At 69.7% G+C, this 12,719-nt stretch carries 14 protein-coding genes; 1 reads left to right on the top strand and 13 read right to left on the bottom strand.

The window, feature by feature from the left end; translation table 11 throughout:
• Nucleotides 1-6 precede the first annotated feature (6 nt).
• The 9 genes from rnpA to AC07OA_RS18970 all read right to left on the bottom strand — a co-directional run bounded on the left by rnpA (nucleotide 7) and on the right by AC07OA_RS18970 (nucleotide 7,037).
• A complete protein-coding gene (gene rnpA, locus AC07OA_RS19010) occupies nucleotides 7-432 on the bottom strand; it encodes a ribonuclease P protein component (protein ID WP_494665614.1) in 426 nt (141 codons plus the stop codon).
• Between the two features lie 138 nt (nucleotides 433-570).
• The gene (rpmH, locus tag AC07OA_RS19005; RefSeq protein ID WP_004622337.1) at nucleotides 571-705 is read right to left on the bottom strand and encodes a 50S ribosomal protein L34; all 135 of its coding nucleotides are present in this window, start codon (nucleotides 703-705) and stop codon (nucleotides 571-573) included.
• A 248-nt stretch (nucleotides 706-953) separates the two neighbouring features.
• On the bottom strand, nucleotides 954-1,937 hold the full coding sequence (locus AC07OA_RS19000; protein WP_494665385.1) for an NADPH:quinone oxidoreductase family protein: 984 nt from the start codon (nucleotides 1,935-1,937) through the stop codon (nucleotides 954-956).
• Between the two features lie 2 nt (nucleotides 1,938-1,939).
• On the bottom strand, nucleotides 1,940-2,986 hold the full coding sequence (locus tag AC07OA_RS18995) for an alpha/beta hydrolase (RefSeq protein ID WP_494665384.1): 1,047 nt from the start codon (nucleotides 2,984-2,986) through the stop codon (nucleotides 1,940-1,942).
• 34 nt (nucleotides 2,987-3,020) lie between these two features.
• On the bottom strand, nucleotides 3,021-3,662 hold the full coding sequence (locus AC07OA_RS18990) for a TetR/AcrR family transcriptional regulator (protein ID WP_494665383.1): 642 nt from the start codon (nucleotides 3,660-3,662) through the stop codon (nucleotides 3,021-3,023).
• Between the two features lie 51 nt (nucleotides 3,663-3,713).
• On the bottom strand, nucleotides 3,714-5,108 hold the full coding sequence (locus AC07OA_RS18985; protein WP_494665382.1) for a flavin-containing monooxygenase: 1,395 nt from the start codon (nucleotides 5,106-5,108) through the stop codon (nucleotides 3,714-3,716).
• Between the two features lie 78 nt (nucleotides 5,109-5,186).
• Nucleotides 5,187-5,501: a hypothetical protein gene (locus tag AC07OA_RS18980; RefSeq protein WP_494665381.1), complete on the bottom strand. Its 315-nt coding sequence runs from the start codon at nucleotides 5,499-5,501 to the stop codon at nucleotides 5,187-5,189.
• A 34-nt stretch (nucleotides 5,502-5,535) separates the two neighbouring features.
• Complete coding sequence (locus AC07OA_RS18975; protein ID WP_494665380.1) at nucleotides 5,536-6,075, bottom strand: hypothetical protein; 540 nt, start codon at nucleotides 6,073-6,075, stop codon at nucleotides 5,536-5,538.
• A 68-nt stretch (nucleotides 6,076-6,143) separates the two neighbouring features.
• Nucleotides 6,144-7,037: a LysR family transcriptional regulator gene (locus AC07OA_RS18970; protein ID WP_494665379.1), complete on the bottom strand. Its 894-nt coding sequence runs from the start codon at nucleotides 7,035-7,037 to the stop codon at nucleotides 6,144-6,146.
• Between the two features lie 92 nt (nucleotides 7,038-7,129).
• On the opposite strand from AC07OA_RS18970, the gene AC07OA_RS18965 reads away from it, so the two are divergent.
• Nucleotides 7,130-8,143 carry an NAD-dependent epimerase/dehydratase family protein gene (locus tag AC07OA_RS18965; RefSeq protein WP_494665378.1) on the top strand — a complete coding sequence of 338 codons (1,014 nt, stop codon included), beginning with the start codon at nucleotides 7,130-7,132 and terminating at the stop codon, nucleotides 8,141-8,143.
• Nucleotides 8,144-8,239: 96 nt separating this feature from the next.
• On the opposite strand, the gene AC07OA_RS18960 is transcribed toward AC07OA_RS18965, so the two are convergent.
• The 4 genes from AC07OA_RS18960 to AC07OA_RS18945 form a co-directional block, all read right to left on the bottom strand.
• Nucleotides 8,240-8,989, bottom strand: coding sequence for a DUF72 domain-containing protein (locus tag AC07OA_RS18960; RefSeq protein ID WP_494665377.1), 750 nt, complete (start codon nucleotides 8,987-8,989; stop codon nucleotides 8,240-8,242).
• 66 nt (nucleotides 8,990-9,055) lie between these two features.
• The gene (locus AC07OA_RS18955; RefSeq protein ID WP_494665376.1) at nucleotides 9,056-9,358 is read right to left on the bottom strand and encodes a hypothetical protein; all 303 of its coding nucleotides are present in this window, start codon (nucleotides 9,356-9,358) and stop codon (nucleotides 9,056-9,058) included.
• A gap of 182 nt (nucleotides 9,359-9,540) precedes the next feature.
• On the bottom strand, nucleotides 9,541-10,929 hold the full coding sequence (locus tag AC07OA_RS18950; protein ID WP_494665375.1) for an L-serine ammonia-lyase: 1,389 nt from the start codon (nucleotides 10,927-10,929) through the stop codon (nucleotides 9,541-9,543).
• A gap of 132 nt (nucleotides 10,930-11,061) precedes the next feature.
• Nucleotides 11,062-12,717 carry a M28 family metallopeptidase gene (locus tag AC07OA_RS18945; RefSeq protein WP_494665374.1) on the bottom strand — a complete coding sequence of 552 codons (1,656 nt, stop codon included), beginning with the start codon at nucleotides 12,715-12,717 and terminating at the stop codon, nucleotides 11,062-11,064.
• Nucleotides 12,718-12,719: the final 2 nt, after the last annotated feature.

The raw sequence follows: 12,719 nt of genomic DNA, 5'->3' as shown, positions 1-12,719 counted from the left end.
GATGACTTAACCAGAAACGGAGGAATTGGACGCGGCGGGGGCGTGCGGAGCGGGCGGCGAGCCCGGGCCCGCGCGGTCGATGTCGGCGGCGAGGCTTATCAGCGCGGTTTTCACGTCGTCAAGCAAACGCCCCCATGCCCGCTGGCCGGTACCGCCGCGGGCGATGAACACATAGTCGCAAGAGGGGCGGCCATGAAGGGGGAGAAGCAGCCTGGCGGCCTCGCGAAGGCGTCTTTTGGCGCGATTTCGCTCGACCGATCCGCCGATCTTCTTGGTGGCGGTGAATCCGACCCGGATCAGCGGGTCGTCGTCGTGGCGCGGGCGCATCTGCATGAACACCGCCCCGCGCGCCAGATTGGGCGCCTTGGCGGCCTTCAGGAAGTCGGGGCGCTTCTTCAGGCGCTCGATCTTCGGGGGGCGGGGAGATGTCATGACCTGCCCAGAAGGAAGGGGGGCTTCGGTCATGAAAAAAGCCGCCCTTTCCGGCGCAGGCGCTGGGCCTGGTTCGAGGAAAGGGCGGCTTTCGTCATGGTCTAGGGTCCCGCCGAAATGGAGACGGGAGAAAGGCTGTTAGGCCGTCAGGCGCTTACGGCCCTTGGCGCGGCGACGCGCAACGACTTTTTGGCCGTTCTTGGTGGCCATGCGCGCGCGGTAGCCGTGACGGCGGGCTCGCACGAGCTTCGACGGCTGGAATGTCCGCTTCACGAGGTGGCTCCGAATACAATAGTGGGACGCGAAAGCCGCGAGGCCGCCGCGAGTGAGGGGCGGTGGATAAGGGAACGGGCGGGCGCTGTCAACCGGAGTCAAAGCAATGGGTTGCGCGAACTTGCCCCCACCTGGCGGCTGCGCCGCCTGTCCGCCCCCATAGGGGGCGGAGGACGCGCGCACCTAGCTTCTTCCCCCTGTGGGGGAAGACGATCGCGAAGCGATCCGTAGGGGGCAAGTGTTCGCCCTCAGAGATCCGGCCGGATCACAGCCTTGCCGACGACACGCCGCTCGGCCAACAGGTCGAAGGCGGCGCGCCAGTCTTCCAGCGGGAACTCGGCATGCACATGCGGCCGGATCGCGCCCTCGTCCGCCATGCGCCACACCGCTTGGGCGTTCTCGCGCCCCTTCTCCGGAAACTGCCGGCCGTACTCGCCGGCCCGCACGCCCATCACCGAAAAGCCCTTGATCAGCGGCATGTTGACCGAGACGGTCGGGATGCGGCCCGAGGTGAAGCCGATCACCAGCAGGCGGCCGTCGAAGGCGATGCAGCGCACGCTCTCGTCGAACACGTCGCCGCCCACGGGGTCGTAGATCACGTCGGCGCCATGGCCGCCGGTGATCTCCTTCACGCGCTCGCGGAAGCCGCCGGTGACGTTGACCACGGCGTCGGGGGCGTAGAGGCGCTGGATTTCCGCCAGCTTGTCGTCCGAGGCCGAGGCCGCGATCACCCGCGCGCCCAGGGCCTTGGCCAGGTCCACCGCCGCCAGCCCCACGCCGCCGGCCGCGCCGTGGACCAGAACCCATTCGCCCGGCTCCAGCCGAGCCCGGCGCACCAGGGCGACATAGGCGGTGAGATAGGCCGCGCCATAGGCCGCCGCCTCGCCGAACGACAGCCGCGCGGGCTTGGGCTTCAGGGCGTCGGCGTCCAGCACCGCGAACTGCGCGAACCCGCCCAGCCGCGCCCCGCCGACCACGGCGTCGCCGACGTTCCAGCCGGTGACGCCTTCGCCCAGGGCGGCGACCTCGCCCGCCAGGTCCAGGCCCGGCGTGAAGGGCAGGGGCGGCTTGAACTGGTATTCGCCGCGCGTCATCAGCAGGTCGGGGAAGTTGACGCTGGCCGCCTTGACCGCGACCAGCACCTGGCCGGGACCGGGCGCCGGCGTGGGAACGTCCCGCACCGCGCAGCCGGCGAAGTCGGGGGCCAGGGTCTCGACGACGAGGGCGCGCATGCTCAGGCCCGCTGGGCGGCGAACTGTTCCTTCACCAGCCGCGCGATCTCGCGGCAAGCCGCGTCGGCCGCCGGCACCGCCCCGGTGAACGCCGTGAAGCCGTGGGCCAGGCTGTCGTAGCAGCGGTAGGTGGTCGGCACGCCCGCCGCGATCAGGCGCTTGGCGTAGGCCTCGCCCTGGTCGACCAGGGGGTCGAAGCCGGCGGTGGCCACCACGGCCGGGGCCAGGCCCGACAGGTCCTGCGTCTTGTCCGGTGACAGGCGCGGGTCGGCCGGGTCGGCGTCAGGGCCTATATAGTGGCCCATGAACCAGTCCATGATCGGCCGGCTCAGCGGGTAGGCGTCGCCATAGGTGGTCATGGACGGCGTCTCGCTGGCCACGTCGACGGCGGGATAGATCAGCAGCTGCAGGGCCGGCTGGGCCTCGCCCGTCCGCTTCATTTCCTGGGCGACGATGGCGGCGAAGTTGCCGCCCATCGAATCGCCGCCGATGGCCGCGACACCAGGGGCGGCCCCAAAACGTGCGGAATTATCGCGGCCCCAGCGGAAGGCGGCCAGCACGTCCTCCAGCCCCGCCGGGAAGCGGTGGTCGGGCGCCAGGCGGTAATCGACCGACAGCACCGCCGTGCGGCAGGTCTTGGCCAGGATCCCGCAGAAGGCGTGGCAGGTCTCCAGGTCCCCGATCACCCCGCCGCCGAAATGGGCGAAGACGATCAGCGGCGCGCCGCTGTCCTGGTCGGCCGGGCGATAGGCGCGCAGCTTGATCGGCCCGCCCGGTCCTTCGATGGAGAGGCTTTCGTTGCGCACGCCCGGCTCGGGCGGCCCGCTCATGGCCGCCAGTCCCTGGGCGCTGGCGGCCCGGGCCTGGTCTGGCGCGAGACTGGTCATCGACGGCATCTTGGCCGCGGCCGCCGCCAGGAACTGGAAACGCGGGTCCAGGGTCCGCCCGCCGCGATAGACCGTGCCCCCGCCCGACATCGCCCGCAGCACGGGGCTGGGCAGCGACATCAGGACCTTGAGGATGAACTTCTGGACGGCGGGGTCGGCCATTCGGGCTCTTTCTTGCGGGACGGCTAGGAGAGTGTCAGGGGCTGGGCAGGGCCGGCAGGCCGCCCAGGATCATCCGGACGGCGAAGTCGGCCGCGCCCTCGACGTCGATGGGGCGGCGCTCCAGCATCTTGTCGCCGATCTCGCGGGCCACGGCGATGCAGGCGGCGGCGAAGTAGTCCAGGTCCACGGCCGGGGCGTGGTCGTGCTCCAGCACCTTGGCCAGGGCGGCGTGGACCTCGTCGAACACCGCCTGGATCTCGGGCGTGGCGCGGGCGTGGGGGAAGACCTCGCCGGCCGGCCGGTTGACCCGCCAGCTCTCGTGCTCGCCTTCCAGGAACTCGAAATAGGCGCGGACCGCCCCGCGCAGGAAGCTCTCGAAGTCGACGGCCTTGTCGGACTCGGCCCGCAGGATCGGCCGAAAGCGCCGCGCGCCGTCGTCGGCCAGGGCGTCGAACACTTCTTCCTTGGACTTGTAGTAGTTGTAGAAGGTGCCGCTGGCCAAACCCGTGCGCCGGATGATGTCGCGCACCGTGGCCGCCTCGTAGCCCAGCTCGCCGAACACCGCCCGCGCGGCGTCGAGGATCGCCTGGCGGTTGGCGACCTTGGTCCGTTCGCGCTTGCCCGGCTTGTTGTCCTCGACGGGCGGGCGGACGGGGAAATAGGCGATGTTCGACATCGTAGGCGACTCTTGGCGAGGCCCGAATGACGCCCCGTCATGATTTCAGCCTCATTCCGCCGCCAGGGGCAAGGACTCTGACGCCCGGGCCGGCACCGGCAGGGCGCCGCCGGCCGCCCGCGCCCGCTTCTCGCCCGCCGCGATCTCCTTCTTCAGGTCGGCGCAATAGACCCCGAAATCGACCTGGATGGTGTGGCGGGCCGAGGCGTAGAACTGGCCGGTGTGGCGCTCCTCGTCCTTGGCGGTGATGCGCTCCATCTCGGCGCGGGCGGGCAGGGCGTAGCGGCCGGTCAGGTAGCCGGCCACCAGCTTGGACTGCTGCTCGGCGAAATTGACCAGGGTCGGCAGGGCCTGGGCCAGGCCCATATAGAAGAGGTTGGGCGTGCCCGGCTTCATCATCCGCTTGAACAGCGGCAGGCGGTGGTTCGCATCGGGAACCAGGGCCGGCTCGTCCAGGAACGGGAAGCTGATCTTGTAGCCCGTGGCGAAGACGATGACGTCCACCGGCTCGACGCTGTCGTCGGCGAAGCGGACGTGGCGGCCCTCCAGGCTCTTGATCGCCGGCTTGAAGGTGATGTCGCCGCAGCCGGCCCGGGTCAGGAACTCGCCGCTGACCGAGGGGTGGGCCTCCAGCGGCTCGTGGTCGGGCTTGGGCAGGCCATAGTCTTCCATATTGCCCACGTGCTTGCGGATCAGCTTGCGGACGATGGCCAGGCCGAGCTTGCGCGGCATCCAGGGCGGCATGGCCGATTTGTCGGACGGCTTGCCGTTCAGATATTTCGGGAACACCCACACCCCGCGCCGGGCCGAGACGATCAGCTTGCCGGCGATGGGGCGTTGGGCCAGCTCGCTGGCGATATCCATGGCCGAATTGCCCATGCCGACCACCACCACGGTCTTGCCGCGCATGTCGACCGGATCGAACGGGTCGCTGTAGCTGTGGGCGTGGAAGGCGGGGCCGTCGAAGTGGCCGGGATACTCCGGAACGCGCGGGTCCCAGTGGTGGCCGTTGGCGACGATCAGCACGTCGTAGAGACGGGTCTCGCCGGTCGACAGCGTCACCGCCCACAGGCCGTCGTCGGTGCGCGCGGCCTTCTCGACCTTGGTGTTGAAGGTGATGGTCTCGCGCAGGCCGAAATGGGCCACGTAGTCCTTGAAGTACTGGAAGACCTGGCTGTGGTGGGGGAAGTCGGGCCAGTCGGCCGGAACCGGAAAGTCCTCGAAGGCCAGCCGCCACTTGCTGGTGTCGATGTGCAGGCTCTCGTAGCAGGCCGAGAGTCCATTGGGGTTCTTGTAGTACCAGTTGCCGCCGATGTCGTCGGAGGCTTCGAAGCAGTCGTAGGGGACGCCGGCGTCCTTCAGCCGCTTGGCGGTGGTGAAGCCGCTGCAGCCCGCGCCGATGATGCAGGCTTTCGGGAGCCTGGCTGGTGGCGTAGCGGAGGTCATCGCCTCCTCCCTGACTTATCGTTGTTCAGGTGAGGGTATCAGCGTTATGCGAGCCGTCAAACTGCCGTTGCGGCAGTCTCAGTTGCCCAGCGCCCGGGGCGAATAGGTCGCCGTGCAGCGGGTCTTGCACTGCATCCAACTGGTCGGACAGGTGTCGTCGTCGCCGTTGGCGCGGCAGAAGAAATAGGTGCGGTCGCAGGACGAGCGGCACTGGTTCGGATCGCGGGCCTGGGCGGCGCCGGTCAGGGGGATCAGCGGCGGGGGCAGGGCGGCGGCCTGGACCGGTGCGGCGGGCGCCGGCGAGACGATCACGCGCGTCGGCTTGGCCGTCTGGGCGACGGCCGAACCCGACAGGGCGGTCAGGATCAGCAGGCAGGCGAGGGCGCGGCGCATGGCGGCAGACTAGCCGCGCGGCGTTGAGGTCTGGTTAACCACGTTTCCCGGTCGCGGGGCAGGTCGCGCGCGTGGCTTCGTAGCGGGCGAAGGCCTGGCTCTTGTCGCCTTCGCGCGCCGTGATCGTCCAGGTCAGCTTGTCGCCCGCCAGGGCCCAGCGATTGAGAAAGCTCGAGGGCGGGTAACTGTAGGACAGCTCGAAGCCGTCCTCGCGCACCGCCCCGGCGCCGGTGGCGGTGTAGTCGCCGCCGAAGCTGTCGGCCCAGTAGCCGGTCAGCATGGCCGGGAAGGCCCCCTTGGGCGCCTTGGCCCCGATCGTCAGGTGGGCGGCGTAACGGTCGGCGGGATCGGCCTTGGCCTGGCTGTCGGCCTCGATCACGACCAGCGCGCCCAGGGCGACCGGCCGGACGGAAAGGTCCAGGGTCACCGGCTTGCCCATGACCTCGCCCGCGCCATGCCAGCAGCCTTCGAGCGCCTTCACCTGGGCGGGGATCGGCGCGGCCGGGGCGTCCTGGGCCAGGGTCGGCCCGGCGGTCAGCGATAGCAGCACGGCCAGAGCGCTCGAAACCTTCATCCTTCGTCCCCCTCGAAAATCCCATCCGCCTAGTGGCCTGATCCGCGCCCGACTTCCAGCGGGCAAGCTCAGGGCTGTGAGGCGGCCAGGAAGGCGCCCAGGCCTTCGGCGAGGTGGTCGAACATGGTGCGCATCCGCACCGTGGCGCGCAGGTCCTCGTGCATGACCAGCCAGACGGGCAGGTCGAAGCCGATCTGGCCCGCGCAGACCGGGACCAGGTCCGGATCGCGGCGGGCGATCCCGTGCTGGACGAAGCCCAGGCCGAAACCGGCGCGCACCGCCGCCAGCTGGGCCAGATCGCTGTCGGCGCGGAAAGAAAAGCCCTGGGGCGGCAGCGGCACGCGCTGGACCAGGCCCCGCAGGAACGGCGTGCCCTTGTCGAAGCCGACGATGGCATGGTCGCGCAGTCCCTCCAGGTCGGTGGGCGCGCCGTGAGCCTCGACATAGCGGCGGTGGGCGTAGAGGCCCAGATGGGTGTCGGCCAGGCGGCGGGCGACCAGAGCGTCCTGGGTGGGGCGGACCATGCGCACGGCGATGTCGGCCGCGCCGCGCAGCAGGTCCTGGGTCTGGTTGTCCAGCGACAGTTCCACCACCACGCCCGGATGCAGCGACCGGTAGGCGGCCAGGATGGCGGGCAGCACCTCGGCGCCGACGATCTCGCTGGCGGTGATGCGGACGATCCCCCGGGCGGTGTCGCCCGCCCCGGACGCCGCGCGGACCAAGGCGCCGGCGGCCCCGGCCATGGCCCGGGCGTGGGGCGCCAGCTCCAGGGCCGCCTCGGTGGGCTTCAGCCCCTGGGGCGAGCGGGTGAACAGGGCCACGCCGAGGTCGCGCTCCAGCTCGGCCACCTGGCGGCCCAGGGTCGGCTGGGTCAGGCCCAGGGCGCGCGCCGCCGCCGACAGGCTGCCCTCGGTCAGCACCGCCAGGAAGGCGCGATAGAGGTTCCAGTCGGGCTCGCTCATTCATTCATGCATGGCAGATCAAGACGGTTCGTCAATTCTCGTTTGGCTGTGGAGGGGCGATCTTCTCGTCATCGAACACGGGAGACACGGACATGACCTCTTCGCACGACACGCGCACCGCCCTGGTGATCGGCGCGACCGGCGGCATCGGCGGCGAGGCCGCCACGGCGCTGATCCGCCACGGCTGGACCGTCCGGGCCCTGACCCGCCGACCCCAACCCGCCCGGCCGGGCGTCCAGTGGATCGAGGGCGACGCCATGGTCGCCGCCGACGTGGCCCGCGCCACCCGGGGCGTCCAGCTGATCGTCCACGCCGCCAACCCGCCCGGCTATCGCAACTGGGGCAAGCTGGTGCTGCCGATGATCGACAACACCATCGCCGCCGCGAAGGCCGAGGGCGCGCGGATTCTGCTGCCGGGCACGGTCTACAACTTCGGCCTGGAGGCCTTCCCCTTGGTCGACGAGACCGCGCCCCAGGCCCCGGCCACCCGCAAGGGCAGGATCCGGGTCGAGATGGAGCGGCGACTGAAGGCGGCCGCGGCGGACGGCGCGCGGGTGCTGATCGTGCGGGCCGGCGACTTCTTCGGACCGCACGCCGGCAACAACTGGTTCGGCCAGGCGGTGGTCAAGCCGGGCGCGGCGGTGCGGTCCGTGATCGAGCCGTCGGACAAGGGCGTGGCCCATGCCTGGGCCTATCTGCCCGACCTAGCCGAGACCATGGCCCGGCTGCTGGACCAGGAGAGCCGGCTGTCGGCCTTCGAGGTCTTCCATTTCGGCGGGCATCTCTTGAGCTGGGGCGAGATGGCCGCCTCGGTGCGGCGCGTCACGGGCCGGCCGAAGCTGCCGGTGCGCGGCTTTCCCTGGCCGCTGATCGTGGCCCTGTCGCCGGTCGTGCCGCTGTTCCGCGAGATGGCCGAGATGCGCTACCTGTGGCGCGAGCCACTGGTGCTGAACGACGGCAAGCTGCGCGCCTTCCTGGGCGAGGTCCCGCACACCCCGCTGGACCGGGCGGTGGAGGCGAGTTTGCGGGCGCTGGGGTGTCTGCCCTCTTCGAACCCTCTCCCAGAGGGAGAGGGCGGGGCCCGCCGCGTAGCGGTGGGAGGGTGAGGGGTTACGCCCTCACCGATTTCGCACCGAACGCCCTGCCGGGACGCCGTCAGACGTTCTAACCCCTCACCCTGCCCTCTCCCTCTGGGAGAGGGTTCATTTCAACTTCCCGATCAGCGCCATCGCCGCCGCCGGGTTTCTCACCTTGGCCCCCGCGATGAAGTAGGCGAAGACGTCGCCGCGTTTGGCCCAGGCCTTGGTCTGGTCCACGATGCCGTCCAGTTCCTCGGAGCTCATGCCGGTGGGCTCGCCCTCCTTGCTCGACATCAGGCGGGCATAGGTGAAGTCGGCGGTCGGCTCGTCGATGCAGGGCCAGGTCGGCTCCTCGTCGTCGACGGCGTAGACGATGGCCGCGCCGTACTTGGCGGCGAGATCGTAGAACTCCTGGCAGGCGAAGGTCGGACTGCGGACCTCCAGGGCATGGCGCGCCGGGCGGCCGCCGATCTCCTTGGGCAGCAGCTTCAGGAAGCCCTCGAAGTCGACCGGGTCGAACTTCTTGGTGGCCATGAACTGCCAGTTGATGGGGCCGAGCTTGGGGCCCAGTTCCTCCAGCCCCTGGCTCAGGAATTTCTCCAGGGAGTCGTTGTTCTCCGACAGCACCCGGCGGTTGGTGCAGAACCGGCTGGCCTTGACCGCGAACACGAAGTCGTCGGGCGTCTCGTCGCGCCACTTCTGCCAGCTGTTGGGCTTGAAGGTGGAATAGTAGGTGCCGTTGATCTCGATGCTGGTCAGCTTGGACGACGCATATTTCAGCTCGTCCTTCTGCTTGAGATCGTCGGGATAGAAGGCGCCCCGCCAGGGCTCGAACGTCCAGCCGCCGATGCCGGTGCGAATGACGCCAGTCATGCCGTGTTCCCTTCCTGTTCTCGCGGCGCACCCTAGCAGCGGCCGCGAAAACCGGAAGCGAAAAATCTAGCGACGGACCTGCAGCTCCTGCACCTCGGCGCGGCCGGTGCGCTTGTCGAAGACGCAGGTTGCTTTGCCGCGCGCGCCCTTCATGTGCTTGGGCTTGTAGACGCCTTCCAGGTTGGAGACGGTGACCGACTGATAGGTGTCGCCATAGGCGGTGACCCGCACGTTGCGCAGCTCGCTGGCGGCGGCGACGCAGGCTTTGTCGGAGCGGACGCGCAGGTCGTTCCACGATCCGGGCGTGGAGGCGTGGGCGGCGCAGGCGGAGAGGGCCAGCAGGGCGGCGGCGGTCAGGACAAGGCGCATGGGGAACTCCGACGGTGGGGAACGGTGGGGCTTAACGTGTCGGTGTGACGGTGGGTTGCGCACTTGCCCCCACCTGACGGCTGCGCCGTCTGTCCGCCCCCATAGGGGGCGGAGGACTTAAGCGCGGCGTCCTCTTCCCCCTATGGGGCAAGGAGGGCCGAAGGCCCGAAGGGGGCAAGTGATCAACATTCAACCCGGTTCACCGACAGCCCCACCGCCAACCCGCCCAGCGAGGTCTCCTTGTAGATCTCGTTCATGTCCTCGCCGGTGCGCTTCATCGTGGCGATCACCTTGTCGAGGCTCACCGAATGCTGCCCGTCGCCCAACAGCGCCAGGCGCGCGGCGTCGATGGCCTTGATGGCGCCCATGGCGTTGCGCTCGATGCAGGGGATCTGGACCAGGCCCCCGATGGGGTCGCAGGTGAGGCCCAGATTGTGCTCCATGCCGATCTCGGCGGCGTTCTCGATCTGGTCGTTGGACCCGCCCAGCGCCGCGCAGAGCCCGGCCGCCGCCATGGAGCAGGCCACGCCGACCTCGCCCTGGCAGCCGACCTCGGCGCCGCTGATCGAGGCGTTCCTCTTGTAGAGCGCGCCGATGGCCGCCGCCGTCAGCAGGAACATCCGCACCCCCTGCGGCGTGCCGTTGTGGAAGCGGTGGTAGAAGCGCAGCACCGCCGGGATCAGGCCGGCCGCGCCGTTGGTCGGGGCGGTGACCACCCGGCCGCCGGCGGCGTTCTCCTCGTTGACCGCCATGGCCCACAGGTTGACGAAGTCCATGGCCGCCAGCGGATCGCTGATCTGGCGCTCCAGGCGGCCCTGGATGGTCTGGTGAATCTGGCGGGCGCGGCGCTTGACGTCCAGGCCTCCCGGCAGGGTCCCGCTCTCGCGCATGCCCCTGTCGATGCAGGATTCCATGGCCTGGAAGATGCGGTCGAGCCCCGCCTCCAGCGCGTCCTGGTCCATCCGCGCCAGCTCGTTGGCGGCCATGACGCCGGCGATGGAGATGCCCGCGTCGCCGGCCCGTTGCAAAAGGTCGGCGCCGCTCTCGAACGGGTGGGGAATCTGCGGGCCTTCCTCGGGCGGGGCGTTGCGGCCCATCTCGCTCTCGTCGCGCACGAAGCCGCCGCCGATGGAGAAGTAGGCGCGCTCGGCCAGGACGGCGCCGGCGGCGTCGAAGGCCGTGAAGGTAAGCCCGTTGGGATGCTGGGGCAGGCGCTCATGGCCGGCCCAGACGATGTCCCTGGCCTCGTCGAAGGCGATGGGGTGGTCGCCGCCCAGGTTCAGCGACTGGGTCGCCTTGGCCTCCAGCAGGGCCGCCTCGCCGGCGTCGGGGTCGAGCTGCGCGGGGACGAAGCCCATCAGGCCCAGGATCACCGCCCGGTCGGTGGCGTGGCCGCGCCCGGTCAGGGCCAGGGAGGCGTAGAGCCGCGTCTCCACCCGGGCGACGTCCGGCAGCTTGCCCGCGTCGCGCAGCCGGCCGACGAACAGGTTGGCGGCCGTCATCGGCCCCATGGTGTGGCTGCTCGACGGGCCGACGCCGAGTTTGAAGAGGTCGAAGACGGAGGCTGTCATTTTTTGGTTTCACAAACGCGTTTGGCGGCCCGGAACGGATTTGGGGACACACACTCACCCCTGAACGGCGCGGATAATCTCCAACGCCTGGAGTGAGTGTGTGTCCCCGCCTTCATCCCGGACGGTAGAGGCTTACTTCCGGTCGGCTTTCGTCGTGTCCCGCAGCGCCTTGAACTCCGAGCCCGCCTGCCAGTCCGGCCAGGTGCGGGAATTGGCGAGGTCCGCGCCCACGTCGTAGAACAGGCCGATGTCCTGGGCCTGGCCGGTCAGGTCCCAGTCGGGCGACCATTCGTCGGCGGGCTGGTGATAGCGGCTGGCGGTGTAGTCGGCCCGGATCTTGGCGCCGGCCTCCTTGCCGCCCGTCACCAGGTCCTCGCCCGAGCGGATCGACAGGGCCGGCACGCCGCGCTTGGCGAACGAGAAGTGGTCCGAGCGATAGAAGCTGCCGGCCTCGGGCTTGGGGTCCGGGGTGAAATAGCGGCCGTGGATCTTGGCCTTGGCCACCAGCAGGTCCTGCAGGTCGACCTTGCCGTCGCCGGAGGTGGAGATGTCCTTGGCCGGTCTGGCCGCCGACAGGGCGTCGATATTGAGGTCGCCCACGGTCTTGGACAGCGGATAGAGCGGGTTGGCCGCGTAGTATTCCGAGCCCAGCAGGCCCTTCTCCTCGGCGGTGACGGCCAGGAACAGGATCGAGCGTTGCGGCGCGGGGGCGCTCTTGAAGGCGCGGGCCAGCTCCAGGATGGCGGCCACGCCGTCGGCGTTGTCGATGGCGCCGTTGTAGATCGTGTCGCCCTTGGCGTCGGCCGGACCCACGCCCAGGTGGTCCCAGTGGGCGCTGTAGATGATCGTCTCGTCGGGATGCGCGGTCCCCTTGATCCGGCCGGCGATGTTCTTGGAGACGATGGTGGAATGGTCCACCGCGTAGTCGGCCGAGAAGGTCGCGCCCTTCAGCGTCACCGGCTTGAAGCCGCGCGTCTGGGCCGACTTCTTCAGGGCCTCGAAATCCAGGCCCGAGGCCTTGAAGAGGTCGACGGCCACGTCGCGCTGGATCCAGGCCTCCAGGTTCGGATGGCTCTTGGCCGGGTCCTTGCGGATGATGTCGAAGCCGGCGCCGGTGTTGGAATTCTTGACCGTGGCCCAGCCGTAGGCGGCCGGCGCGGTCTCGTGGACGATCAGCACCCCGGCCGCGCCCAGGCGGGCGGCCTCCTCGTACTTGTAGGTCCAGCGGCCGTAATAGGTCATGGCCTTGCCGCCGAAGTCTCCGGAACCGGTCTCGAAGTCGGGATCGTTGACCAGCACGACCAGGACCTTGCCCTTGACGTCCAGGCCCTTGAAGTCGTCCCAGTTGCGCTCGGGCGCCTTGATGCCATAGCCGACGAAGACCAGCGGGGCGTCCTTGATGGCGACGGCGTCGACATTGGTCATGGCGGCGCGGATGGCGATCTGCTCGCCCTGGGCCAGGGGCGTGGCCTTGCCGTCGACGGTGAATTGGGCGGTGACCGGACCCTTGATCTGGAACCGGCCCAGCGGCACGTCCTGGGTCCAGGCGCGGGTCCCGTCGGTCTTCAGGTCGCCCGCCGGCTCCAGGCCGATAGCCTGCATCTGGCCCGCCACATAGTCGACCGTCTTGGTCTCGCCCGCCGTGGCCGGACCCCGGCCTTCGAAGTCGTCCGACGACAGCGTCTTGATATGGGCCGACAGCTTGGCGGGGTCGATCTTGGGCGCGTCGGCGGCGTGAGCCAGCACAGGCATGGCGATCAGGGCGGTCGCGAGCAGCAGGCGTTTCATCG

Source organism: Caulobacter sp. GW821-FHT09B08 (assembly GCF_059418225.1).
Note: the sequence above shows the minus strand (reverse complement) of the source record. Positions and strands in the feature narration are given on the sequence as shown.

Bases quoted from the DNA above. Each gene is read 5' to 3' on its own strand.
- AC07OA_RS18995 (WP_494665384.1), bottom strand. From the start codon at position 2,986: ATGGCCGACCCCGCCGTCCAGAAGTTCATCCTCAAGGTCCTGATGTCG.
- AC07OA_RS18955 (WP_494665376.1), bottom strand. From the start codon at position 9,358: ATGCGCCTTGTCCTGACCGCCGCCGCCCTGCTGGCCCTCTCCGCCTGC.
- AC07OA_RS18945 (WP_494665374.1), bottom strand. From the start codon at position 12,717: ATGAAACGCCTGCTGCTCGCGACCGCCCTGATCGCCATGCCTGTGCTG.
- AC07OA_RS18965 (WP_494665378.1), top strand. From the start codon at position 7,130: ATGACCTCTTCGCACGACACGCGCACCGCCCTGGTGATCGGCGCGACC.
- rnpA (WP_494665614.1), bottom strand. From the start codon at position 432: ATGACATCTCCCCGCCCCCCGAAGATCGAGCGCCTGAAGAAGCGCCCC.
- AC07OA_RS18985 (WP_494665382.1), bottom strand. From the start codon at position 5,108: ATGACCTCCGCTACGCCACCAGCCAGGCTCCCGAAAGCCTGCATCATC.
- AC07OA_RS18960 (WP_494665377.1), bottom strand. From the start codon at position 8,989: ATGACTGGCGTCATTCGCACCGGCATCGGCGGCTGGACGTTCGAGCCC.
- AC07OA_RS18970 (WP_494665379.1), bottom strand. From the start codon at position 7,037: ATGAGCGAGCCCGACTGGAACCTCTATCGCGCCTTCCTGGCGGTGCTG.
- AC07OA_RS18975 (WP_494665380.1), bottom strand. From the start codon at position 6,075: ATGAAGGTTTCGAGCGCTCTGGCCGTGCTGCTATCGCTGACCGCCGGG.
- AC07OA_RS18990 (WP_494665383.1), bottom strand. From the start codon at position 3,662: ATGTCGAACATCGCCTATTTCCCCGTCCGCCCGCCCGTCGAGGACAAC.
- AC07OA_RS19000 (WP_494665385.1), bottom strand. From the start codon at position 1,937: ATGCGCGCCCTCGTCGTCGAGACCCTGGCCCCCGACTTCGCCGGCTGC.
- AC07OA_RS18950 (WP_494665375.1), bottom strand. From the start codon at position 10,929: ATGACAGCCTCCGTCTTCGACCTCTTCAAACTCGGCGTCGGCCCGTCG.
- AC07OA_RS18980 (WP_494665381.1), bottom strand. From the start codon at position 5,501: ATGCGCCGCGCCCTCGCCTGCCTGCTGATCCTGACCGCCCTGTCGGGT.